Here is a 23328-nt window from a genome sequence, read left to right as displayed (position 1 = left end):
TCACAATCAAGACAGTTGATTTATGTCGATCACAAAACCTGTGGGAGCCAGCCTGCTGGCGATGAGGCCGGAACAAACAACTCAATCCATCCGGCTCAGCGATGTCCAAAGAAGCTGCGCCGCATACCCTCGAAAAGGTCGCCAGTCCTGAGCCCGCGCCGACAACTCCCTAGCCGTCACCCGCTCACCTTCAAGCGCCACCAGCGCCTTGATCAACCCCACATCCCCCGATGGAAATGCATCCATCTCCCGCAACTGCCGCAACGCAATGTACTGCGCCGTCCAGTCACCAATCCCGTTCAACGCCAGCAACCGTGCCACGCCGCCCTCACGCCCCGGCTCAAACAACAGCGGATCATCGAGCAACGCCTGAGCCACACCCGACAACGTCCGGCCACGAGTTTTCGGCATGCCCTGCGTCGCCAGATCCGCCACTGCCAAAACGGCCGCTTCAGGAAACACTGACGTGACGCCGGGCAAAACAGACGCCAAGGGCTGTCCATACTGTGCAACCAGTTTCCCCACCAACCGGATCGCCGCGCTCACCGTAATCTGCTGACCCAACACCGCACGAATCGCCAGTTCCAGGCCGTCCCACGCCCCCGGCACCCGCAACCCCGGCCGTTCGGCAATCAACCGCGCCATCAACGGATCTGTCTTCAAAGGGCGATGGATCGTCGGCAGGTCCGCATCCAGATCAAACATTCGCCGCAACCGCGCAACGATCTCCGGCACCGCCGCCACGTCAGGAAAATCCAGCGTCACTTGCAACGCATCGCCCGCCACCGGCTTGATCGAAAACGTACCGTGAACACCGTTCAACCCGATGCTGCGCGAGTACACGCCATCGACAATCGCTTCCATCCCGACCACGGCCCGCGCCGACAGAAAACCCAGCATCGCCGGCCAGTCATAGGGCGGCTGATACGCCAGCAACAACCTCACAGCGACAACAAGCCGCTGTACAACCCATACGCCGCCAGCCCGGCGCCACTGATGACAGCGGTAAAAATACCTGTCTCGATTGGCGTAAACAGCGGTTCACCCTGCTCATGTTTGGCCTTGGCGAACAAGATCACCCCCGGTGCGTACAGCAACGCCGACAGCAGCAAATACTTCACCCCCCCGGCGTACAACAGCCACACCGCATAACTCAGCGCGATGCCGCCAATCAGCAAGTCTTTGGTGCGCTCCGCCGATGCGTGTTCGTAGGTTTCCCCCCGCCCGCTCAACAGCACCGCATACGCCGCCGACCACAGGTACGGCACCAGGATCATCGACGACGCGAGGTAGATCAGGCTGGTGTAGGTGCCGGCGGAAAACAGCGTGATCAGCAGGAAAATCTGGATCATCACGTTGGTCAGCCACAACGCGTTGACCGGCACATGATTGGCGTTTTCCTTTTTCAGGAAGGCCGGCATGGTGTTGTCTTTCGCCGTGGCGAACAGGATCTCGGCGCAGAGCAGCGCCCAGGACAGCAGTGCACCCAGCAGCGAAATCGCCAGGCCAATGCTGATCAACAAAGCGCCCCAAGGCCCGACGACATGCTCCAGCACGGCCGCCAGCGACGGGTTCTGCAGGTTGGCCAGTTCCGGCTGACTCATGATCCCCAGCGACAACACATTCACCAGCACCAACAGGGCCAGCACGCCAAGAAAACCGATGACCGTCGCGCGCCCGACATCCGAACGTTTCTCCGCCCGCGCTGAATAGACGCTCGCGCCTTCGATGCCGATAAACACGAACACGGTGACCAGCATCATGTTGCGCACCTGATCCATGATGCCGCCAAAATTCGGGTTGCTGCGGCCCCAGATGTCCCGGGTGAAGATGTCGGCCTTGAACGCCACGGCGGCGATCACGATGAACATGATCAGCGGCACGATCTTGGCCACGGTGGTCAGCTGATTGATGAACGTCGCTTCCTTGATCCCGCGCATCACCAGAAAGTGCACAGCCCACAGCAGCACCGACGCGCAGCCAATGGCAACGGGCGTGTTGCCCTGGCCAAACACCGGAAAGAAATAACCGAGGGTGCTGAACAGCAACACAAAGTAGCCGACGTTGCCCAGCCAGGCGCTGATCCAGTAACCCCAGGCGGACGAGAACCCCATGTAGTCACCGAACCCCGCCTTGGCGTAGGCATACACCCCGGAATCCAGCTCGGGCTTGCGATTGGCCAGCGTCTGGAACACGAAGGCCAGCGTCAGCATGCCCACGGCGGTGATCGCCCAACCGATCAAGATCGCCCCGGCGTCGGCTCGGGCGGCCATATTCTGTGGCAAGGAAAAAATCCCGCCGCCAATCATCGATCCCACCACCAGCGCGATCAGCGCACTCAGAGGAAGTTTTTGCGTCGGTTGCGACATCCCAGCGTCTCCCTTTTTCTTGCACTGAACCTGTGGCGGGGTGCTTGCCGGAACGCCGCACCGTCCCGCCGGGTTGCGGAACGACCTCAACAAAAGGAACTGCTTCGCAGTCCAGCGGAAGCAAGCTCCCTCGCTACAAGTGGATAACTTTAACTAAATAGGTAAACGGTAATAACGTTAGTTAATTAATGGCAGCTCACGTCTTTTATTTATAGCCGATACTTCTATGCCCATAGCCGGCAATAGCAGTCTTGTCTGTAGATCCTAATAAATCAATTCGACACTGCAACAACCGTCCAAAAATTTGCGGAAACCGTAAAACCAACTAGCGTAAAAACTCCAAGCAATACCCGTTATTCCCGCCTGACTTGTCCGAGGCCTCTGGAATGGGCTTTTCCGGCGATACCTTTATGCCCGGGAAAGATTCATAAGTCTTTCATTAACAATGGAATGTGAGCATGCACTGATCTATGTCAGATGATCGAATGGCTAACGGAATTAATCTGTCGTCTCTTTTCTCCTGCATTGGAGTCATGCAATGTCTGAATCCCCCGGAAAACTGAAACTCGGTGCACTGGTTGCGTTGGTTGTCGGCTCAATGATTGGTGGCGGGATCTTCTCTTTGCCGCAGAACATGGCCGCCAGTGCCGATGTCGGCGCCGTGCTGATCGGTTGGGCCATCACCGCCGTCGGCATGTTGACGCTGGCCTTCGTGTTCCAGACGCTGGCCAATCGAAAGCCTGATCTGGACGGCGGTGTCTACGCCTACGCCAAGGCCGGTTTCGGCGACTACATGGGCTTCTCGTCCGCGTGGGGTTACTGGATCAGCGCCTGGCTGGGAAACGTCGGTTACTTCGTTCTGCTGTTCAGCACCCTCGGTTACTTTTTTCCGATCTTCGGCGAAGGCAACACAGTTGCTGCGGTGATCGGCGCTTCGGTGCTGCTCTGGGCCGTGCATTTCCTGGTGCTGCGCGGGATCAAGGAAGCAGCGTTCATCAACCTGGTGACCACCGTCGCCAAGGTCGTGCCGCTGCTTCTGTTTGTGTTGGTCGCAGTTTTCGCATTCAAACTGGACATCTTCACGGCCGACATCTGGGGCCTGAAAAACCCGGACCTGGGCAGCGTGATGAACCAGGTGCGCAACATGATGCTGGTCACCGTGTGGGTGTTCATCGGCATCGAAGGCGCGAGCATTTTCTCGGCCCGCGCGGAAAAACGCAGCGACGTCGGTAAAGCCACCGTGATCGGTTTCATCACCGTGCTGCTGTTCCTGGTGCTGGTGAACGTGCTGTCGCTGGGCATCATGACCCAACCGGAACTGGCCAAGCTGCAGAACCCGTCAATGGCAGCCGTGCTGGAACATGTGGTCGGTCCGTGGGGCGCGGTGCTGATCAGCGTCGGCCTGGTCATCTCGTTACTGGGAGCACTGCTGTCGTGGGTGCTGTTGTGCGCCGAAATCATGTTCGCCGCCGCCAAGGACCACACCATGCCAGCGTTCCTGCGCAAGGAAAATGCCAAGCAAGTGCCGGTCAATGCCTTGTGGCTGACCAACGCGATGGTGCAACTGTTTCTGGTCATCACCCTGTTTTCGGCCAGCACTTACCTGTCACTGATCTACCTCGCCACCTCAATGATCCTGGTGCCGTACTTGTGGTCGGCGGCGTACGCGCTGCTGCTGGCGGTGCGTGGCGAGAGCTATGAAAACGCCGCGGCCGAACGCCGCAAAGACCTGTTCATCGGTGCCGTCGCGTTGATTTACGCGGTCTGGCTGATCTATGCCGGCGGCGTCAAATACCTGCTGCTCTCCGCCCTGCTCTATGCCCCCGGCGCGATCCTGTTCGCCAAGGCCAAGATGGAACTCAACAAACCGGTTTTCACCAACGTCGAGAAGCTGATTTTCGCCGCAGTGATCGTCGGCGCCCTGGTGGCGGCCTACGGCCTGTATGACGGCTTCCTGACCCTGTAATTTGTTATCTGGAGGATCACGGTAATGACCACCGAAAAAGTTAAGTACGGCGTCCATTCCGAAGCCGGCAAACTGCGTAAAGTCATGGTTTGCTCCCCCGGCCTGGCCCATCAGCGGCTGACCCCGAACAACTGCGACGAACTGCTGTTCGATGATGTGCTGTGGGTGGCCCAGGCCAAGCGCGACCATTTCGACTTCGTCACCAAGATGCGTGAACGCAACGTCGATGTGCTGGAAATGCACAACCTGCTGACCGACATCGTCGCCATCCCCGAAGCCCTCGACTGGATTCTGGAACGCAAGGTCACCGCCAACTCGGTCGGCCTCGGCCTGATCAACGAAGTGGGTTCGTGGCTGCGCAGCCTGGAGCCCCGCCATATCGCCGAGTTCCTGATCGGCGGCGTCTCCGCCGACGACTTGCCGGACAGCTTCGGCGGCAAGACCATCCAGATGTTCCGCGATTTTCTGGGCCACTCAAGCTTCATTCTGCCGCCGTTGCCCAACACTCAGTTCACCCGCGACACCACCTGCTGGATCTACGGTGGCGTGACGCTGAACCCGATGTACTGGCCGGCGCGCCGTCAGGAAACCCTGCTGGCCACCGCCATCTACAAATTCCACCCGCAGTTCACCAACGCCGATTTTGAAATCTGGTATGGCGACCCGGACCAGGATCACGGCAGCGCCACCCTGGAAGGCGGCGACGTGATGCCAATCGGCAACGGTGTGGTGTTGATCGGCATGGGCGAGCGGTCGTCCCGTCAGGCCATCGGCCAATTGGCGGTGAACCTGTTCAAGAACAAAGCCGTGGAGAAAGTCATCGTCGCCGGCCTGCCGAAGTCCCGCGCAGCAATGCACCTGGACACGGTGTTCAGTTTCTGCGACCGCGACCTCGTCACGATCTTCCCGGAAGTGGTGAACCAGATCGTCGCCTTCACCCTGCGCCCTGACGAAAGCAAGCCGGGCGGCGTCGACATCCGCCGCGAAGAAACCAACTTCCTCGACACCGTCGCCAAGGCCCTCAACCTCAAAGCGCTGCGCGTGGTGGAAACCGGCGGCAACAGCTTCGCCGCCGAACGCGAGCAATGGGACGACGGCAACAACGTGGTGGCCGTGGAGCCCGGCGTGGTGATCGGTTATGACCGCAACACCTACACCAACACCCTGCTGCGCAAGGCCGGTGTGGAAGTCATCACCATCAGCGCCGGCGAACTGGGACGCGGCCGTGGCGGTGGCCACTGCATGACCTGCCCGATCATTCGCGACCCTATCGACTATTAATGCTTATCCCTGCTTCGCGCCCATAAAGCGTGAAGCAGGCGGATAACCGAAACCCAAGGAGATCCAAAATGGCTTTCAATATGCGCAACCGCAGCCTGCTCTCGCTGATGCACCACACCACTCGCGAGCTCAACTACCTGCTGGACCTGTCCCGCGACCTCAAACGCGCCAAGTACACCGGCACCGAGCGTCCGCACCTGCAAGGCAAGAACATCGCGCTGATCTTCGAAAAAACCTCGACCCGCACCCGTTGCGCCTTCGAAGTGGCGGCCCATGACCAAGGCGCCCACGTCACCTACATCGACCCGGTGTCGTCGCAGATCGGCCACAAGGAAAGCATGAAAGACACCGCTCGCGTGCTCGGGCGGATGTTCGATGCCATCGAGTACCGTGGCTTCGAACAGGAAATCGTCGAGGAGCTGGCCAAGTTCGCCGGCGTGCCAGTGTTCAACGGCCTGACCGCTGAATTCCACCCGACGCAGATGATCGCCGACACCCTGACCATGCGCGAACACAGCGACAAACCGCTGCATGACATCAGCTACGCCTACCTCGGCGACGCTCGCTACAACATGGGCAATTCGCTGTTGATGATCGGCGCCAAACTGGGCATGGACGTGCGCATCGCCGCGCCGAAAGCGCTCTGGCCACACGCTGATTTCATCGCCCAGTGCAAAGCCTTCGCCGAAGAAAGCGGCGCGCGCATCACCATCACCGAAGACCCGAAAGCAGCGGTCAAGGGCGTGGACTTCATCCACACCGACATCTGGGTGTCGATGGGTGAGCCGGTTGAGGCGTGGGACGAGCGTATCGAGCAACTGCTGCCGTACCAGGTCAACGCCGCGATGATGAAAGCCTCCGGCAACCCGCGGGTGAAATTCATGCACTGCCTGCCGGCGTTCCACAACAGCGAAACCAAGGTCGGCAAGGACATCGCCGCACGCTATCCGCACCTGGCCAATGGCGTAGAGGTGACTGAAGAAGTCTTCGAATCGCCGGCCAACATCGCCTTCGAGCAAGCGGAAAACCGCATGCACACCATCAAGGCGATTCTGGTGTCGGCGTTGGCGGATATCTAACGGCCCACCCGGCTCTCCCGGCTGGAACAAAGCCCCTGTGGGAGCGAGCCTGCTCGCGATAGCGGAGTAACAGTCAACGTCTCTGTTGAGTGTTAAATAGTCATCGCGAGCACGCTCACTCCCACACTGATCGGGTTTCATCAGGGATGACCGAGTCACCTCATTTAGAAGGACTGCATTATGCGTATCGTCGTTGCCCTGGGCGGTAACGCCCTGCTCCGCCGTGGTGAGCCCATGACCGCGGACAATCAGCGCGCCAACATCCGCGTCGCCACCGAACAGATCGCCAAGATTCATGCCGGCAATGAACTGGTCATCGCCCACGGCAATGGCCCGCAAGTCGGCCTGCTGTCGCTGCAAGCGGCGGCCTACACCTCGGTTTCGCCGTACCCGCTGGACGTGCTCGGTGCCGAAACCGAAGGCATGATCGGCTACATCATCGAACAGGAACTGGGCAACCTGCTGGACTTCGAAGTGCCCTTCGCCACCCTCCTGACCCAGGTCGAAGTCGACGCCAATGACCCGGCCTTCCAGAACCCGACCAAACCCATCGGCCCGGTCTACGCCAAGGCCGAAGCGGAAAAACTCGCCGCCGAAAAAGGTTGGGCGATTGCCCCGGACGGCGACAAATACCGTCGTGTGGTGGCCAGCCCGAGACCGAAACGCATCTTCGAAATCCGCCCGATCAAATGGTTGCTGGAAAAAGGCAGCATCGTGATCTGCGCGGGCGGTGGCGGCATCCCGACGATGTACGGCGCCAGCGGCAAACTGCAAGGTGTGGAAGCAGTGATCGACAAAGATCTGTGCTCGGCGCTGCTGGCCGAACAGCTGGAAAGCGATCTGCTGGTGATCGCCACCGACGTCAACGCCGCCTGCATCGACTTCGGCAAACCGACCCAGAAAGCCATCGCCCGAGCCCACCCCGACGAAATGGAAAAACTCGGCTTCGCCGCCGGCTCCATGGGACCGAAGGTGCAGGCCGCCTGCGAGTTCGCCCGCCATACTGGAAAAACCGCGGTGATCGGTTCACTCTCGGACATCGAAGCAATCGTCCAGGGCAAGGCCGGCACGCGCATCAGCACGGCGACACCTGGCATTACTTATTTATAAGGAGAAACGTCAATGGCAACGTTCGCCCCCGGTCACTTGCACATCGAGCGCCACGCGCTGACCTCGGATGATGTCAGCTACAACCTGCACTTCGACTATGAGGTCAGCAATAACGACAAAGGGGAAAAAGGCATCCAGTTCACCATGCATGGCAGCATTCTGGGAAAGGATATGAGCGAAACCTTCTTTCTTCCCAAGGTTGAGGCCTACAACTTCGCCAACAACATAACGAATATCGCCGAGAAGTACGGTATTCCAAGGACCCACAGCCAAATCGGCTCGGCTCACAAAAATTACGACCAGGTGTTTGAAGACATTCGGAAGAAGCTGGATATGAAATCCGGCGACCCGGTAGACCTCAAAAACTTTGAGTAGCCTGCGTCCCCTTGTGGGAGCGGGCCTGCTCGCGATGACGGACTTTCATTCGCTATGGATGCCGACTGAAAGACTGCGACCCCACGACCTGTAGGAGCGAGGCTTGCCCGCGAAGCTTTTAGCCGTCTTGATGGCCTCTTCGCGGGCAAGCCTCGCTCCTGCAGGTTGAACACGTGCATTTCACCTGAGACCCGCCCCAAGGCATACTTGCCCCCTCCGCTTGCCAGATTGAAAACCGCCCCATGCGTATCCACGTCAGCTTCATCGACCGCGTCGGCATTACCCAGGAAGTCCTGGCCCTGCTCGGTGGGCGCAATCTCAATCTGGATGCGGTGGAAATGGTCCCGCCCAACGTGTACATCGACGCTCCGACCCTGAGCCCGGACGTGCTCGAAGAGCTGCGCGATGCGTTGCTCAGCGTGCGCGGCGTGCAAGCGATGACGGTGGTCGACATCCTTCCGGGGCAACGGCGGCACTTGCAGCTCGATGCGCTGCTCGCCGCCATGACCGACCCGGTGCTGGCCCTGGACAGTGACGGCAAAGTGCTGCTGGCCAACCCGGCGCTGATCGCGTTGTATGGTCGCGAACCGGCCGGTGAAAGCATCGCGGATCTGTTTGCCGATCCCGCCCTGCTCGATACCCTGCTGGAACAAGGCTTTCGCCTGCCGCTGCGCGAGATCACCGTCAACGGCCAGACCCTGCTGCTCGACGCCACCCCGATCACCGATGCCGGCGCGTTGCTGACGCTGTATCAACCGAACCGCATCGGCGAACGCCTCTCGGCGCTGCACCACGACCATGCCGAAGGGTTTGACGCGCTGCTGGGCGAATCCCCGGCCATTCGCACCCTCAAGGCCCGCGCCCAACGCGTGGCAGCCCTTGATGCGCCGCTGTTGATCCAGGGCGAAACCGGCACCGGCAAAGAACTCGTCGCCCGCGCCTGTCACGCCATCAGTGCGCGGCACAGTTCACCCTTCCTGGCGCTGAACTGCGCGGCATTGCCGGAGAACCTCGCCGAAAGCGAACTGTTCGGCTACGCCCCCGGCGCTTTTACCGGTGCGCAACGGGGCGGTAAACCGGGACTGATGGAACTGGCGAACCAGGGCACGGTATTTCTCGATGAAATCGGCGAAATGTCACCATACCTGCAGGCGAAACTGCTGCGGTTTTTGAACGACGGCAGCTTCCGCCGCGTGGGCGGCGATCGTGAGGTGAAGGTCAACGTGCGGATCCTCAGCGCCACGCACCGTGACCTGGAAAAAATGGTCAGCGAAGGCACGTTCCGTGAAGACCTGTTTTACCGCCTCAACGTCCTCAACGTCGAAGTCCCGCCGCTGCGCGAGCGTGGCCAGGACATCCTGCTGCTGGCCCGTTATTTCATGCAGCAGGCCTGTGCGCAAATCCAGCGACCGGTGTGTCGCCTCGCGCCCGGTACCTACCCGGCGCTGCTGGGCAACCGTTGGCCAGGCAACGTGCGGCAATTGCAGAACGTAATCTTCCGCGCTGCCGCGATTTGTGAGAGCAGCCTGGTGGACATCGGCGACCTCGACATTGCCGGCACCTCCGTGGCACGCCAGAGCGACAGCGAAGTCGACAGCCTGGAGCAGGCAATGGAAGAGTTCGAAAAGACCCTGCTGGAAAAACTCTACGTCAGCTACCCCTCGACCCGGCAACTGGCCAGCCGCCTGCAAACTTCCCACACCGCGATTGCTCATCGGTTGCGCAAGTACGGCATTCCAAACAAACCCTGAAGTCCCCAAAACACCGCAGCCCCCCTGTGGGAGCCAGCCTGCTGGCGATTGCGGTGTAACAGGCAAAAAGGTGTCGACTGTCATGGCCTCATCGCCAGCAGGCTGGCTCCCACAGGTTTTCTGTTGTCACAGAAAATCCCTCTCCAAATACGACCTCCACCTGTACTGAAAGCGCTACAGCGGAACGATATCGATACAGCTCTTTCTAATCAGCGCTGTACAAGGCTTTGATCCCATTACGCTTTTTTCTTCGCTTCCGGCTGTAGCGATTTCGCTACAGTCATTCCATTCGCTCGCACCTCAAAAATACTCAAGGCACTGATTTATAAGGATTTATTAACATTGGCCGCGATCTTGCTTAGTAGCCACGTATAAAGAAGGGCTTTTGCCCAAGCATTCAATCGCGTCCACCAGACGAGTCTGGCCCCCTAGGAGTTTCCATGAGCGAGTTGCGTTTTACTGAAGATCACGAATGGCTGCGCACCGAAGCTGACGGCACTGTCACCGTCGGCATCACGGCTTTCGCGCAGAATGCCCTGGGCGACGTGGTTTTCGTACAACTGCCTGAGCTGCAGTCCTACGACAAAGGCGCAGAAGCCGCCACCGTGGAATCGGTAAAAGCCGCCAGCGGCGTGTACATGCCACTGGACGGTGAAGTGTTGGAAGTGAACCCGGCGCTGGACAGCAGCCCTGAACTGGTCAACGAAGATCCGCTGGGCGAAGGCTGGTTCTTCCGCTTCCAGCCAACCGACGCCTCGGCAGTTGCCAAACTGCTGGATCAGGACGCCTACGACCGTCTGATCAAAGCCAACGCCGAAGCCTGAGGAGCGCTGACATGACTCAAGTAAACCTTACGACCGCCAACGAATTCATCGCGCGCCACATCGGCCCGCGTTCCGGCGATGAGCAAGCCATGCTCAACAGCCTCGGCTTCGATTCGCTGGAAGCCCTGAGCGCCAGCGTCATTCCGGAAAGCATCAAAGGCACCAGCGTCCTCGGCATGGACGACGGCCTGAGCGAAGCCGACGCCCTGGCGTTGATCAAAGGCATCGCCGCCAAAAACCAACTGTTCAAGACTTACATCGGCCAGGGCTACTACGGCACGCACACGCCGTCGCCGATCCTGCGCAACCTGCTGGAAAACCCGGCCTGGTACACCGCGTACACCCCGTACCAGCCAGAAATCTCCCAGGGCCGTCTCGAAGCGCTGCTGAACTTCCAGACCCTGATCAGCGACCTGACCGGCCTGCCGATCGCCAACGCCTCGCTGCTGGATGAAGCCACCGCCGCTGCCGAAGCCATGACCTTCTGCAAACGCCTGAGCAAGAACAAAGGCAGCCATGCGTTCTTCGCATCGGTTCATTGCCACCCGCAAACCCTCGACGTGCTGCGCACCCGTGCCGAGCCGCTGGGCATCGACGTCGTCGTCGGCGACGAGCTTGAACTGACAGACGTAACGCCGTTCTTCGGCGCGCTGCTGCAATACCCGGCGAGCAACGGTGACGTGTTTGATTACCGTGAACTGACCGAACGCTTCCACGCCGCCAATGCTCTGGTAGCGGTGGCTGCTGACCTGCTGGCCCTGACCGTGTTGACCCCACCGGGCGAGTTCGGCGCTGACGTGGCCATCGGCAGCGCACAACGCTTCGGCGTGCCGCTGGGCTTCGGTGGCCCGCACGCCGCTTACTTCTCCACCAAGGATGCGTTCAAGCGTGACATGCCGGGCCGTCTGGTCGGTGTCTCCGTGGACCGTTTCGGCAAGCCGGCCCTGCGTCTGGCGATGCAGACCCGCGAGCAACATATCCGCCGCGAGAAGGCCACCTCGAACATCTGCACCGCCCAGGTCCTGCTGGCCAACATCGCCAGCATGTACGCCGTGTATCACGGCCCGAAAGGCCTGACGCAGATTGCCAACCGCATTCATCACCTGACCGCGATCCTCGCCAAAGGCTTGGGCGCACTGGGCCTGACCGTCGAACAAGCCAGCTTCTTCGACACCCTGACCCTGAAAACCGGCGCCAACACCGCCAAACTGCACGACAAGGCACGTGCGCAGCAGATCAACCTGCGCGTAGTCGATGGCGAGCGTCTGGGCCTGTCCCTCGATGAGACCACTTCGCAAGCTGACGTCGAAACGTTGTGGGCCTTGTTCGCCGACGGCAAGGCACTGCCGGACTTCGCCGCCCTCGCCGCTGCAGTGGTCAGCACCCTCCCGGCCGCTCTGGTTCGCCAATCGCCAATCCTCAGCCACCCGGTGTTCAACCGTTATCACTCGGAAACCGAGCTGATGCGCTACCTGCGCAAGCTCGCCGACAAGGACCTGGCCCTGGATCGCACCATGATCCCGCTGGGTTCGTGCACCATGAAACTCAACGCCGCCAGCGAAATGATCCCGGTGACCTGGGCTGAATTCGGTGCCCTGCATCCGTTCGCCCCGGCCGAGCAAAGTGCCGGTTACCAGCAACTGACCGATGAACTGGAAGCGATGCTCTGCGCCGCCACCGGTTACGACTCGATCTCCCTGCAACCGAACGCCGGTTCGCAAGGTGAGTACGCCGGACTGCTGGCGATTCGCGCCTACCACCAGAGCCGTGGCGAAGACCGTCGCGACATCTGCCTGATCCCGTCGTCCGCCCACGGCACCAACCCGGCCACCGCCAACATGGCTGGCATGCGTGTGGTCGTGACCGCGTGCGATGCCCGCGGCAACGTCGACATCGAAGACCTGCGCGCCAAGGCCATCGAGCACCGCGAACACCTCGCCGCGCTGATGATCACCTACCCGTCGACCCACGGCGTGTTCGAAGAAGGCATCCGCGAAATCTGCGGCATCATTCATGACAACGGCGGCCAGGTGTACATCGACGGCGCCAACATGAACGCGATGGTCGGCCTCTGCGCACCGGGCAAGTTCGGCGGCGACGTGTCCCACCTGAACCTGCACAAAACCTTCTGCATCCCTCACGGCGGCGGCGGCCCGGGCGTTGGCCCGATCGGCGTCAAGTCGCACCTGACCCCATTCCTGCCGGGCCACGCCCAAATGGAGCGCAAGGAAGGCGCGGTTTGCGCGGCACCGTTCGGCAGCGCGAGCATTTTGCCGATCACCTGGATGTACATTCGGATGATGGGCGGCGCGGGTCTCAAGCGCGCTTCTCAACTGGCGATCCTGAATGCCAACTACATTTCCCGTCGCCTCGAAGAGCACTACCCAGTGCTGTACACCGGCAGCAACGGCCTGGTGGCGCACGAATGCATCCTCGACCTGCGTCCGCTGAAAGACAGCAGCGGCATCAGCGTCGATGACGTCGCCAAGCGTCTGATCGACTTCGGCTTCCACGCCCCGACCATGTCGTTCCCGGTGGCTGGCACACTGATGATCGAGCCGACCGAAAGCGAATCCAAGGAAGAACTGGACCGCTTCTGCGACGCCATGATCCGCATCCGCGAAGAAATCCGCGCAGTGGAAAACGGCACGCTGGACAAGGATGACAACCCGCTGAAAAACGCTCCGCACACCGCGGCGGAAATCGTTGGCGAGTGGACGCACCCGTACAGCCGCGAGCAAGCGGTGTATCCGGTCGCATCGCTGATCGAAGGCAAGTACTGGCCGCCGGTCGGTCGCGTCGACAACGTCTTCGGCGATCGCAACCTGGTTTGCGCTTGCCCGTCGATCGAAAGCTACGCTTAAACGAATGAGGGGGCGGGTTCGCTCGCCCCCACCTTCGAGAACACTGCAAGACTCTGTGGGAGCTGGCCTGCCAGCGATAGCGGTGGGTCAGTCGACATTTTCGCTGTCTGACACTCCGTCATCGCTGGCAGGCCAGCTCCCACAGAATCGTGCCTAGCCTGAAATCCCGTGAATTCCTATAACAAGAAACCGGAGAACAACCATGTCGTTAAGCGTGTTCGACCTGTTCAAGATTGGCATCGGCCCCTCCAGCTCCCACACCGTCGGCCCGATGCGCGCCGCTGCGCGTTTCGCCGAAGGTCTGCGCCGTGAAGGGCTGCTGACCGCCACCACCTGCGTCAAAGTCGAGCTCTACGGCTCGCTCGGCGCTACCGGCAAAGGACACGGCAGCGACAAGGCTGTGTTGCTGGGCCTGGAAGGTGAACACCCGGACACCGTGAACACCGAGACCGTCGCCGCCCGTCTGCAAGAGATTCGCGGCAACGGTCGCTTGAACCTGCTCGGCGAACACAGCATTGCGTTCAACGAGAAAGAACACCTGGCGATGATCCGTAAACCATTGCCCTATCACCCCAACGGCATGATCTTTCGCGCCTTCGACACAGCGGGCCTGCAGATCCGCAGCCGCGAGTACTACTCCGTTGGCGGCGGTTTCGTGGTCGATGAAGACGCCGCCGGCGCCGACCGCATCGTCGAAGACGCCACGCCGCTGACCTTCCCGTTCAAAAGCGCCAAGGACCTGCTCGGTCATTGCACCACCTATGGCTTGTCGATCAGCCAGGTGATGCTGACCAACGAAAGCGCCTGGCGTCCGGAAGCGGAAACCCGCGCCGGCCTGCTGAAAATCTGGCAAGTGATGCAGGATTGCGTCGACGCCGGTTGCAGGAACGAAGGCATCCTGCCGGGCGGTTTGAAGGTTAAACGTCGAGCGGCAGCGCTGCATCGGCAACTGTGCAAGAACCCGGAATCGTCGTTGCGCGATCCACTGTCGGTGCTGGACTGGGTCAACCTCTACGCCCTGGCGGTCAACGAAGAAAACGCCAACGGCGGGCGCGTGGTCACCGCGCCCACCAACGGCGCAGCGGGTATCGTCCCGGCGGTTTTGCATTACTACATGCGCTTCATCCCCGGCGCCAACGAAGATGGCGTCGTCCGTTTTCTGCTGACGGCCGCGGCCATCGGCATTCTCTACAAAGAGAACGCCTCGATCTCCGGCGCCGAAGTCGGCTGTCAGGGTGAAGTCGGCGTGGCCTGTTCGATGGCTGCCGGCGCCTTGTGCGAAGTGCTTGGTGGCACCGTGCAACAAGTGGAAAACGCCGCCGAAATCGGCATGGAACACAACCTCGGCCTGACCTGCGATCCAATTGGCGGGCTGGTACAAGTGCCTTGCATCGAGCGCAACGCCATGGGTTCGGTGAAGGCGATCAATGCGGTGCGCATGGCCCTGCGCGGCGACGGTCAACATTTCGTCTCCCTCGACAAAGTCATCCGCACCATGCGCCAGACCGGCGCCGACATGAAAAGCAAATACAAGGAAACCGCCCGTGGCGGTTTGGCGGTCAACATTATCGAGTGCTGATGCGCGCTCATTCGCATCTGCACACATTTTCAGGAGCTGGATATGTCCACCGAACAACTGTTGAAAACCCCGTTGCACGCACTGCACATCGAACTCGGCGCCCGCATGGTGCCGTTTGCCGGCTACGACATGCCGGTGCAATACCCGCTGGGCGTGATGAAAGAGCACCAGCACACCCGTGATCAGGCCGGGCTGTTCGATGTCTCCCACATGGGTCAGATCCGCCTGACCGGCGCCAATGCCGCCAAGGCCCTGGAAACCCTGGTGCCAGTGGACATTATCGACCTGCCGGTGGGCATGCAGCGCTACGCCATGTTCACCAATGAAACCGGCGGCATCCTCGACGACCTGATGGTCGCCAACCTCGGAAACGACGAACTGTTCCTGGTGGTCAACGCCGCCTGCAAGGATCAGGACCTGGCGCATCTGCGTCAGCACATCGGTGATCAGTGCACCATCGAGCCGCTGTTCGAAGAGCGCGCCTTACTGGCGTTGCAAGGTCCGGCAGCAGTCACCGTGCTCGCACGCCTGGCGCCTGAAGTGGCGAAGATGACCTTCATGCAGTTCACCCGTGTGAAATTGCTGGGTGTGGACTGCTTTGTCAGCCGCTCCGGCTACACCGGTGAAGACGGTTTCGAAATCTCGGTGCCGGCCGCCAACGCCGAAGCCCTGGCTCGCGCTCTGCTGGCCGAACCGGAAGTCGCAGCCATCGGCCTCGGCGCCCGTGATTCACTGCGCCTGGAAGCGGGCCTGTGCCTCTATGGCCACGACATGAACACCGAGACTAGCCCAATCGAAGCCAGCCTGTTGTGGGCCATCTCCAAGCCTCGTCGTGCCGATGGCGCACGGGCTGGCGGCTTCCCTGGCGCTGAAACCGTGTTTACCCAGCAACAAGCCGGTGTCAGCCGCAAGCGCGTAGGCCTGCTGCCTCAGGAACGTACGCCCGTGCGCGAGGGTGCAGAGATCGTCAATGACGCGGGCGAGATCATCGGCACCGTGTGCAGTGGCGGGTTCGGTCCGACCTTGGGCGGCCCCTTGGCCATGGGTTACCTCGACAGCGCCTACATCGCCATCGATACACCTGTGTTCGCGATCGTTCGTGGGAAAAAGGTGCCTCTGCTTGTAAGCAAAATGCCATTTGTTCCACAACGCTACTATCGTGGCTGATTGACTGTTTCTATAAGTAACGAGGTTGCGTTAACAGTGCACTAATGTGTAACGCAACCGCCATAAAACAGTGCATTCCTTTAGCTCTAAGCTTCGTTTATGAACTTTGCTTATAACGATCGAAAACAATTGAACACCTCCTTCGCATAAGCCAGCGCTAGTTGGCGCTCGAAGGCCACCAACGCGAGCAAAACCGGGCCTTTCACAGGGCTTGTTTTTTCTCCCGTAGTTGGCGTAGAGTTTGTTCACTGTGTTTGCATGGGTCGCTTGGAATCGTGACCTGGGCAGTAGCCTACAAGTTAGCTACATCCCGTTCGACGTCTTCTTACTCTCCTGCAACCAGCACCAGTACTCTTTCATGAGAAGGAGACTGTCATTAATTTTTGCGTCAAAGGAAATAAGAAATGTCCCAACGTCAGAGCGGTACCGTCAAGTGGTTTAACGACGAGAAAGGTTTTGGTTTTATCACTCCAGAAAGCGGTCCGGATCTGTTCGTGCATTTCCGCGCTATTCAGGGCAACGGCTTCAAGAGCCTGAAAGAAGGCCAGAAAGTGACCTTCATCGCCGTGCAAGGCCAAAAAGGCATGCAGGCTGACGAAGTACAAGCAGAAGCCTAACCTTCTGTTACGAAAAAGCCCCTGATGCTGACATCAGGGGCTTTTTTGTGCGCGTAAATCCGTAAAATGGCTTCTTTTTTCGTCGAGAGCCCTGCCATGTCGAAACACTTGCTCAACCCTCAGGGCGACTTTCCCGCCGCAACCCTGGGTCGTCGCCTGGCAGCGATGTTCTATGACTTCCTGCTGTGCACCGCCCTGCTGATCGTCACCAGCGGCGTTTACAAGATGATCCAGATGGCGATCATCGGCGAAGACAAAATGCGCACCCTGACCGAAGCCGGCGCGCTGGACGGCGATCCGTTGTTGTCGACGGTGCTGTTGTTCGTGCTGTTCGGCTTCTTCGCCAAGTTCTGGACCTGGTCCGGCCAGACCCTGGGCATGCAAGTGTGGTGCATCCGCGTACAGAACGCCGACGGCTCATCCATCAGCCTGTGGCAGGCACTGCTGCGGTTTGTGGTGTCGATCGCGTCGCTGCTATGCGTTGGGCTGGGGTTCATCTGGTCACTGTTTGATAAACAGAAACGCAGCTGGCATGACATGTACTCCAACACCCAACTGGTGCGCATCCCGAAGAAAACCAAATAACGGCCACAAAAAAGATCGCAGCCTGCGGCAGCTCCTACACGGTTTTTTGTTCACCTGTAGGAGCTGCCGAAGGCTGCGATCTTTTGATATTGCCTTTAAGCGTTACCGGCCAGCTTCATCCGCGCTGCTTGCGTGAAGTCGAGCATCCGCTTCAACGGCCGAATTGCCTGAGGAATCAACGCCGGATCAACAAAGATCTCGTTCGTCCCTTCTTTCAAGCTCTTCAGCACGCGCTCAAGCGTATTCATCGCCATCCACGGGCAATGTGCGCAACTGCGGCACGCCGCGCCGTTACCCGCCGTTGGCGCCTCGATGAAGACCTTGTCCGGGCACAACTGCTGCATCTTGTAGAAGATGCCACGGTCGGTGGCGACGATCAGCGTCTTGTTCGGCAGGCTTTGTGCCGCAGCAATCAGCTGACTGGTGGAACCGACGGCATCCGCCAATTCGATCACCGAGGTCGGCGATTCCGGATGCACCAGAATCGCCGCGTCCGGATACAGGGCCTTCATGTCTTCAAGCTGCTTGGACTTGAACTCTTCGTGAACGATGCAGGCACCGTCCCATAGCAACATGTCCGCGCCAGTCTTGCGCTGGATGTAGGTGCCGAGGTGTTTGTCCGGCCCCCAGATAATCGTTTCGCCGTTGTCCATCAGGCTTTCGACGATTTCCAGCGCACAGCTAGACGTCACCACCCAGTCCGCCCGGGCTTTGACTGCTGCCGAGGTATTGGCATACACCACGACGGTACGTTCCGGGTGCTGATCGCAGAACGCCGAAAACTCGTCTACCGGGCAACCCAGGTCGAGCGAACAGGTCGCTTCCAGGGTCGGCATCAGCACCCGTTTTTCAGGGTTGAGGATTTTCGCGGTTTCGCCCATGAACTTCACGCCGGCGACCACCACGGTCTTGGCCGGGTGAGCATTGCCGAAGCGGGCCATTTCCAGCGAGTCGGAGACACAGCCACCGGTTTCTTCAGCCAGGGCTTGAATAACCGGATCACAATAAAAGTGGGCAACCAGCACCGCGTCCTGAGCCTTGAGCTCGGCGGCAATGGCAGCACGGTAATAGGCCTCTTCCTCGGCTGTCAGCGGCTTGGGCTGCTTGGCGTCGAGGTGGGCTTGAACCAGAAGGCGTTCGGAAATCTGCGTCATGTTCGCAAGACCTGCAAGCGCTTACGCGCGAAAGTCGAGTATACACCCGGCTCCGGCCCCTTCAGGGGTACCGCCGGGAGAGTGGGTAATCATCAGGCACGGATAGCGTTGAAGCTGCGCAAGGCTACAGAATATCCAGTGGATGCAAAAGATGATTCTGACCTGTGTCACGCAGTGCAGCCCGAACGGCGCCGACCTTAAATCGCGGGCAAAAAAAAATCCGGAAATCCTCACTTGCGTGGGCCTTCCAGACTTTTAAAACTGCTACAAAAATGGTGGGTCGTGTGGGATTCGAACCTACGACCAATTGGTTAAAAGCCAACTGCTCTACCAACTGAGCTAACGACCCGCTGTGTGGTGGCGCGTATAATACTGATTTTTAAGGACTATTCAACACCTAATTTGAAATAAATCAAAAATAAGGTGTTGGATCGCTGATTCCGGCCGCTGCGAAGCCTTCAGCACGCAGCCTGCAGCTGTCGCATTTACCGCATGCACGGCCATTATCGTCGGCTTGATAGCAGGAAACAGTCAGCCCGTAATTGACGCCCAGCTTAACGCCCGCCTGGACGATCTGCGCCTTACTGAGGTTTTGCAGTGGCGCCTGGATACGGAAACCATTGCCCTCTACACCGGCCTTGGTCGCCAGATTGGCCATGCGCTCGAAGGACTCGATGAATTCCGGACGGCAGTCTGGGTAGCCGGAATAATCGACGGCGTTGACACCGATAAAGATGTCACGCGCACCGAGCACTTCAGCCCAACCCAACGCCAGCGACAGGAACACCGTGTTGCGCGCCGGTACATAAGTGACGGGTATGCCCTCCCCCAACTCCTCGGGGATGTCGATGCTTCTGTCGGTGAGTGCCGAGCCGCCCATACCGTTCAGATTCAGGCCGATCACCTTGTGTTCGACCACACCCAAATCCCGGGCAACACGCTCGGCGGCGTGCAATTCGGCATGCGAGCGCTGACCGTAGTCGAAACTCATGGTGTAGCAGCTGTAGCCTTCGGCCCGGGCCATGGCCACGACAGTGGCCGAATCCAGGCCGCCGGACAGCAAAATGACCGCACGTTTTTCAGTGGTGTTCAATTGTTCCGTCATATCAGCGCCCCGGCTCGTCATTCCAAAGATATTTATGCAGCTGCAATTGCAGGCGCACTGGCAGGTTGTCCGCCACCACCCAATCCGCCAGGTCCCGAGCATTCAGGTCGTGGTGGCTTGGCGAGAACAGCACTTCGCCGACACGCCGGTCCAGACCGTACTGAATCAGCTTCGATACGGCCCAGTCGTAGTCTTCCCGCGAACAGATGACAAATTTCACCTGATCGTTGGGCGTGAGCAGCTCGATGTTCTCGTAAAGGTTGCGATGCGCTTCCTTCGAACCCGGGGTTTTCAGGTCGACAACACGACTGACCCGTGAATCTACCGCCGAGATATCCAGCGCACCACTGGTTTCCAGTGACACTTCGTAACCGGCGTCGCACAACTGCTGGAGCAATGGGATGGCGTTAGGTTGCGCCAGCGGCTCGCCGCCGGTGACACACACATAACGCGGGCGGAACCCGGCCACTTGCTCGAGGATATCGTCGAGCGTGCGGACAGTGCCGCCAGAGAACGCATAGGCGCTGTCGCAGTATTGGCAACGCAATGGGCAACCGGTCAGGCGCACAAAAACAGTGGGCAGCCCGGCAGTCCGCGTTTCACCCTGCAACGAGTAGAAAACTTCGGTGATTCTCAATGTGTCTTGCATAGTCGCCACGGGCGTAACAGCTAAACAGGCTGTCCGCCTCCGTCAGGCACTTCAAGGAACCCCGCCAATGCGCAGATCCCAAAAAGCGTGTTTCATAAAAAGGGCGTGAATTCTAACGAAAAAACCCGCGACAAGCGCGGGTTTCTTCGAAATGGGTCAAGCGGGCTTACATGCGTTGCAGATCGCGTTGGGCCAGCTGAGCGGCGGAAGTGCCCGGATATTGGGACACCACCTGCTGCAGAATGCCTTTGACCTTGTCGGGATGACCGAGGCGGCGCTCTACATCAGCCAGCTTGTACAGCGAGTCAGGCACTTTGTTGTGCTTGGGGTACAACTGCGACACCTTGGCAAAGGCTTGACCTGCACCTTGCAGATCGCCTTTGGCCAGGTTCACTTCGCCCAACCAGTACTGGGCGTTACCCGCGTACTGGCTGTTCGGGTATTTGCGCAGGAAAGCGGCAAAAGCCTGGCTGGCCTTGTCGAAATCCTTGGCCTTGATCAGGTCGAAGGCTGCATCGTAATACAGTTTTTCCTTCGCCGGATCCGCCGGTTCGCTACCCGCGGCAGGCGCTTGAGCGGCAGCCGCCCCTGCACCTGCACCCGCTGCAGCACCGGGGGCGTTCAAATTGCCACCGGAGGAAGAATTCTCAGGAGTCGCGGCTGGTGCAACGCCGGTTCCTATGCGCCGATCAAGATCCTGATATCGCTCCAGGTTTTCCTGCTTCATGCGCGCTACATCATTTTGCAGAACTTCGATGATGCCTTGTTGGCGCGAGATCTGCTCCTGCATCGATTGCAGTTGGTTGAACAGCTCGCCCTGTGCCGAGACAGGGGCCGAAACCCCTCCCCCGGCATAGGCGCCGTTCGTACCGTAACCCGCAGGCGGATAACTGCTCCCGCTATTGTTATAGCCGGAGTTGTCCTCGACCACAGGAACCGCAGCCCACACCGCAAGCGGTGCGAGGCTGAGAGCCAAAACAGTTACAGCACGACGGCACGTTCGCATGACGAATTACTTACGCAGTTCGACGCGACGGTTTTGAGCCCAGGACTGCTCGTCGTTGCCGGTAGCAACTGGACGCTCTTCGCCGTAGGAAACCAGTTCCAGCTGAGCTGGGGAAACACCTTGCAGTACCAGGTAGCGTTGAACGGCTTTCGCACGACGCTCGCCCAGTGCCATGTTGTACTCACGAGTACCACGTTCGTCGGTGTTGCCTTCCAGAACAACGCGAGCGCCGTTTGCTTTCAGGTCTTTGGCGTGAACGTCCAGAGCGCGCATGGCTTCTGGCTTCAGGTCCGAGCTGTCGTATTCGAAGTAGAAGGTGGTGATTGCGCGCAGAGCAGCTTCTTCGCTCAGGGAGCCATCAACGGCACCAGTGTTAGCGCCGTAACCAGCGTTTGGATCAACAGCGCCTTCACCGGCGTTGTCGCCGCCTTTGGACGAGCAACCTACAGCTACAGCCATGGCCAGAGCCAGCGCAGCAAATTTACCAAACTTCAGCATTTCCATCGTGAAACTCCTAATGAACCCCAGTGTGTTAAGTAAAACGTGTAGCGCCGCGTCAGTTCAGGTAAGGGGACCAGGAAGGTTCTCTGACTTCGCCTTGTGCGGTAGGAAGCGGGAGCCTTACGCGTCCATTAATGGACACGAGCATCAAGACTCCCCGGCCCTGCTGGCGGGTGGCGTAGATTACCATGGTGCCGTTGGGCGCAACAGTAGGCGACTCGTCCAGAGTGCTATCAGTGAGGATTTTTACGCTTCCGCGCTGCAAATCCTGGGCCGCCACCTTGAAATTAGTGAAACCATCCTGGCGATGGATCATCACCAGGGTCTTTTCATCAGCCGAAAGCTTCGGGTTGGCGTTGTAGTTACCGATAAAGGTCACACGCTCCGCACCGCCGCCGCTAACGCTGGACTTGTAGATCTGTGGCTTGCCGCCACGGTCTGACGTGAAGTACAGGGTCGAACCATCCTTGCCCCAGAACGGTTCGGTGTTGATGCCGGGACCGTTGGTGACGCGAGTGATCTGACGCGAACCCAGGTTCATCACATAGATGTCCGGGTTACCGTCTTTCGACAGCACGAACGCCAGGCGATTGCCATCCGGCGACCAGGCTGGTGCGCCATTCAGGCCTTCGAAGTTGGTGATCTGCTCACGGCGACCGGTGTCGATGTTCTGCATGAAAATACGTGGACGCTTCTGCTCGAACGACACATAAGCGATGCGCTTGCCATCCGGTGCGAAACGCGGCGACAGGATCGGCTCGCGCGACTGCAGCAGGGTCACGGCGCGGGCACCGTCATAATCCGAACGTTGCAGCGTGTAGCGCGTGTTCTTCTCGGAGAAACGCTCCGCAGTCACGTACAGCAGACGAGTCGAGAACGCACCTTTGATACCGGTGAGTTTTTCGAACGACTGGTCCGCAATGTAGTGCGACATGTCGCGCAGTTGATCAACGCTGCCCGACACGCTGCCGGTCAGCACTTGCTGTTCGGTGGCGACGTTGAACAGAGCATATTGAACCTGCAGGCGACCGCCCGCTGGAGCAATGCTGCCGACCATGACGTACTGGGCGCCCAGCGCCTTGAAGTCACGGTAGATGATTTCGCTGGCCTGGCTCGGCTGGCTGATCATGTTCTGCTTTGGAATCGGCGAGTAGTAACCCGAGTTGCGCAGGTCGTTACCGATGATTTCGGCCATGTCGTCCGGCAGCACGCTGCCGCCCTGGTTGCCGAACGGTACAACGGCGATCGGAGTTGCCCGATCGCTGCCGCTGGTGACCAGAATGTTTTTTTCATCTGCCGCCGCTATCCCTGCCATGCAGCAGATCACGACAAGCATTCCTCGAAGA

20 protein-coding genes and 1 tRNA gene are annotated in these 23328 nt (G+C 59.5%); 12 read left to right on the top strand and 9 right to left on the bottom strand.

All coding sequences use genetic code 11. The features are described from left to right. Positions 1 to 81: 81 nt before the first annotated feature. Together ACM6I5_RS16915 and arcD (ACM6I5_RS16910) are read right to left on the bottom strand one after the other, a co-directional pair. Positions 82 to 945, bottom strand: a complete 864-nt coding sequence (locus tag ACM6I5_RS16915) for a DNA-3-methyladenine glycosylase family protein (RefSeq protein ID WP_414884246.1) — start codon at positions 943 to 945, stop codon at positions 82 to 84. Next, complete coding sequence (gene arcD, locus ACM6I5_RS16910) at positions 942 to 2369, bottom strand: arginine-ornithine antiporter (protein WP_414884245.1); 1428 nt, start codon at positions 2367 to 2369, stop codon at positions 942 to 944. The genes ACM6I5_RS16915 and arcD (ACM6I5_RS16910) overlap by 4 nt, the downstream gene beginning before the upstream one ends. A 538-nt stretch (positions 2370 to 2907) precedes the next feature. On the opposite strand from arcD (ACM6I5_RS16910), the gene arcD (ACM6I5_RS16905) reads away from it, so the two are divergent. The 12 genes from arcD (ACM6I5_RS16905) (at position 2908) to ACM6I5_RS16850 (ending at position 17567) form a co-directional block, all read left to right on the top strand. Further along, positions 2908 to 4335, top strand: coding sequence for an arginine-ornithine antiporter (gene arcD, locus ACM6I5_RS16905; RefSeq protein ID WP_414884244.1), 1428 nt, complete (start codon positions 2908 to 2910; stop codon positions 4333 to 4335). A 24-nt stretch (positions 4336 to 4359) separates the two neighbouring features. Next, positions 4360 to 5616 carry an arginine deiminase gene (arcA, locus tag ACM6I5_RS16900; protein ID WP_017340451.1) on the top strand — a complete coding sequence of 419 codons (1257 nt, stop codon included), beginning with the start codon at positions 4360 to 4362 and terminating at the stop codon, positions 5614 to 5616. A gap of 68 nt (positions 5617 to 5684) precedes the next feature. Beyond that, positions 5685 to 6695 (top strand): ornithine carbamoyltransferase, encoded by a 1011-nt coding sequence (locus tag ACM6I5_RS16895; protein WP_017340452.1) that lies wholly within the window; start codon positions 5685 to 5687, stop codon positions 6693 to 6695. 180 nt (positions 6696 to 6875) lie between these two features. Further along, on the top strand, positions 6876 to 7805 hold the full coding sequence (gene arcC, locus ACM6I5_RS16890) for a carbamate kinase (protein WP_414884243.1): 930 nt from the start codon (positions 6876 to 6878) through the stop codon (positions 7803 to 7805). A 12-nt stretch (positions 7806 to 7817) separates the two neighbouring features. Then, the gene (locus tag ACM6I5_RS16885) at positions 7818 to 8180 is read left to right on the top strand and encodes a DUF5064 family protein (protein WP_017340454.1); all 363 of its coding nucleotides are present in this window, start codon (positions 7818 to 7820) and stop codon (positions 8178 to 8180) included. A 242-nt stretch (positions 8181 to 8422) separates the two neighbouring features. Next, positions 8423 to 9931, top strand: a complete 1509-nt coding sequence (locus ACM6I5_RS16880) for a sigma-54-dependent transcriptional regulator (protein ID WP_414884242.1) — start codon at positions 8423 to 8425, stop codon at positions 9929 to 9931. Positions 9932 to 10371: 440 nt separating this feature from the next. Then, positions 10372 to 10755, top strand: coding sequence for a glycine cleavage system protein GcvH (gcvH, locus tag ACM6I5_RS16875; RefSeq protein WP_007949423.1), 384 nt, complete (start codon positions 10372 to 10374; stop codon positions 10753 to 10755). A gap of 11 nt (positions 10756 to 10766) precedes the next feature. Beyond that, positions 10767 to 13619 (top strand): aminomethyl-transferring glycine dehydrogenase, encoded by a 2853-nt coding sequence (gene gcvP / locus ACM6I5_RS16870; protein WP_414884241.1) that lies wholly within the window; start codon positions 10767 to 10769, stop codon positions 13617 to 13619. A 202-nt stretch (positions 13620 to 13821) separates the two neighbouring features. Continuing rightward, positions 13822 to 15198 carry an L-serine ammonia-lyase gene (locus tag ACM6I5_RS16865; RefSeq protein ID WP_017340457.1) on the top strand — a complete coding sequence of 459 codons (1377 nt, stop codon included), beginning with the start codon at positions 13822 to 13824 and terminating at the stop codon, positions 15196 to 15198. 42 nt (positions 15199 to 15240) lie between these two features. Continuing rightward, positions 15241 to 16365, top strand: coding sequence for a glycine cleavage system aminomethyltransferase GcvT (gene gcvT / locus ACM6I5_RS16860; protein ID WP_414877874.1), 1125 nt, complete (start codon positions 15241 to 15243; stop codon positions 16363 to 16365). A gap of 404 nt (positions 16366 to 16769) precedes the next feature. Further along, a complete protein-coding gene (locus ACM6I5_RS16855) occupies positions 16770 to 16982 on the top strand; it encodes a cold-shock protein (RefSeq protein ID WP_007977299.1) in 213 nt (70 codons plus the stop codon). Positions 16983 to 17078: 96 nt separating this feature from the next. Continuing rightward, complete coding sequence (locus ACM6I5_RS16850; RefSeq protein WP_017340459.1) at positions 17079 to 17567, top strand: RDD family protein; 489 nt, start codon at positions 17079 to 17081, stop codon at positions 17565 to 17567. Between the two features lie 95 nt (positions 17568 to 17662). On the opposite strand, the gene nadA is transcribed toward ACM6I5_RS16850, so the two are convergent. The 7 genes from nadA to tolB all read right to left on the bottom strand — a co-directional run bounded on the left by nadA (position 17663) and on the right by tolB (position 23318). After that, on the bottom strand, positions 17663 to 18721 hold the full coding sequence (gene nadA / locus ACM6I5_RS16845) for a quinolinate synthase NadA (RefSeq protein WP_017340460.1): 1059 nt from the start codon (positions 18719 to 18721) through the stop codon (positions 17663 to 17665). 273 nt (positions 18722 to 18994) lie between these two features. After that, positions 18995 to 19070 (bottom strand) — tRNA-Lys (locus ACM6I5_RS16840). 63 nt (positions 19071 to 19133) lie between these two features. After that, positions 19134 to 19826 (bottom strand): 7-cyano-7-deazaguanine synthase QueC, encoded by a 693-nt coding sequence (queC, locus tag ACM6I5_RS16835; protein ID WP_017340461.1) that lies wholly within the window; start codon positions 19824 to 19826, stop codon positions 19134 to 19136. A gap of 1 nt (position 19827) precedes the next feature. Next, the gene (gene queE / locus ACM6I5_RS16830) at positions 19828 to 20475 is read right to left on the bottom strand and encodes a 7-carboxy-7-deazaguanine synthase QueE (RefSeq protein ID WP_017340462.1); all 648 of its coding nucleotides are present in this window, start codon (positions 20473 to 20475) and stop codon (positions 19828 to 19830) included. A gap of 166 nt (positions 20476 to 20641) precedes the next feature. Then, positions 20642 to 21481, bottom strand: a complete 840-nt coding sequence (gene ybgF, locus ACM6I5_RS16825) for a tol-pal system protein YbgF (protein WP_017340463.1) — start codon at positions 21479 to 21481, stop codon at positions 20642 to 20644. A 6-nt stretch (positions 21482 to 21487) separates the two neighbouring features. Beyond that, on the bottom strand, positions 21488 to 21985 hold the full coding sequence (gene pal, locus ACM6I5_RS16820) for a peptidoglycan-associated lipoprotein Pal (protein WP_003178634.1): 498 nt from the start codon (positions 21983 to 21985) through the stop codon (positions 21488 to 21490). 52 nt (positions 21986 to 22037) lie between these two features. Further along, positions 22038 to 23318, bottom strand: a complete 1281-nt coding sequence (tolB, locus tag ACM6I5_RS16815) for a Tol-Pal system beta propeller repeat protein TolB (RefSeq protein WP_191623732.1) — start codon at positions 23316 to 23318, stop codon at positions 22038 to 22040. Positions 23319 to 23328 lie beyond the last annotated feature (10 nt).

The organism is Pseudomonas sp. IT-P171 (assembly GCF_949767765.1).
GTDB classification, from domain to species: Bacteria; Pseudomonadota; Gammaproteobacteria; order Pseudomonadales; family Pseudomonadaceae; genus Aquipseudomonas; species Aquipseudomonas fluorescens_B.
This window is presented reverse-complemented; position numbering and strand designations above follow the sequence as displayed.

Bases quoted from the DNA above. Each gene is read 5' to 3' on its own strand.
- ACM6I5_RS16855 (WP_007977299.1), top strand. From the start codon at position 16,770: ATGTCCCAACGTCAGAGCGGTACCGTCAAGTGGTTTAACGACGAGAAA.
- arcA (WP_017340451.1), top strand. From the start codon at position 4,360: ATGACCACCGAAAAAGTTAAGTACGGCGTCCATTCCGAAGCCGGCAAA.
- arcC (WP_414884243.1), top strand. From the start codon at position 6,876: ATGCGTATCGTCGTTGCCCTGGGCGGTAACGCCCTGCTCCGCCGTGGT.
- ACM6I5_RS16850 (WP_017340459.1), top strand. From the start codon at position 17,079: ATGTCGAAACACTTGCTCAACCCTCAGGGCGACTTTCCCGCCGCAACC.
- queE (WP_017340462.1), bottom strand. From the start codon at position 20,475: ATGCAAGACACATTGAGAATCACCGAAGTTTTCTACTCGTTGCAGGGT.
- nadA (WP_017340460.1), bottom strand. From the start codon at position 18,721: ATGACGCAGATTTCCGAACGCCTTCTGGTTCAAGCCCACCTCGACGCC.
- ACM6I5_RS16880 (WP_414884242.1), top strand. From the start codon at position 8,423: ATGCGTATCCACGTCAGCTTCATCGACCGCGTCGGCATTACCCAGGAA.
- ybgF (WP_017340463.1), bottom strand. From the start codon at position 21,481: ATGCGAACGTGCCGTCGTGCTGTAACTGTTTTGGCTCTCAGCCTCGCA.
- ACM6I5_RS16865 (WP_017340457.1), top strand. From the start codon at position 13,822: ATGTCGTTAAGCGTGTTCGACCTGTTCAAGATTGGCATCGGCCCCTCC.
- gcvP (WP_414884241.1), top strand. From the start codon at position 10,767: ATGACTCAAGTAAACCTTACGACCGCCAACGAATTCATCGCGCGCCAC.
- arcD (WP_414884245.1), bottom strand. From the start codon at position 2,369: ATGTCGCAACCGACGCAAAAACTTCCTCTGAGTGCGCTGATCGCGCTG.
- arcD (WP_414884244.1), top strand. From the start codon at position 2,908: ATGTCTGAATCCCCCGGAAAACTGAAACTCGGTGCACTGGTTGCGTTG.
- tolB (WP_191623732.1), bottom strand. From the start codon at position 23,318: ATGCTTGTCGTGATCTGCTGCATGGCAGGGATAGCGGCGGCAGATGAA.
- gcvH (WP_007949423.1), top strand. From the start codon at position 10,372: ATGAGCGAGTTGCGTTTTACTGAAGATCACGAATGGCTGCGCACCGAA.
- ACM6I5_RS16885 (WP_017340454.1), top strand. From the start codon at position 7,818: ATGGCAACGTTCGCCCCCGGTCACTTGCACATCGAGCGCCACGCGCTG.
- pal (WP_003178634.1), bottom strand. From the start codon at position 21,985: ATGGAAATGCTGAAGTTTGGTAAATTTGCTGCGCTGGCTCTGGCCATG.
- gcvT (WP_414877874.1), top strand. From the start codon at position 15,241: ATGTCCACCGAACAACTGTTGAAAACCCCGTTGCACGCACTGCACATC.
- queC (WP_017340461.1), bottom strand. From the start codon at position 19,826: ATGACGGAACAATTGAACACCACTGAAAAACGTGCGGTCATTTTGCTG.
- ACM6I5_RS16895 (WP_017340452.1), top strand. From the start codon at position 5,685: ATGGCTTTCAATATGCGCAACCGCAGCCTGCTCTCGCTGATGCACCAC.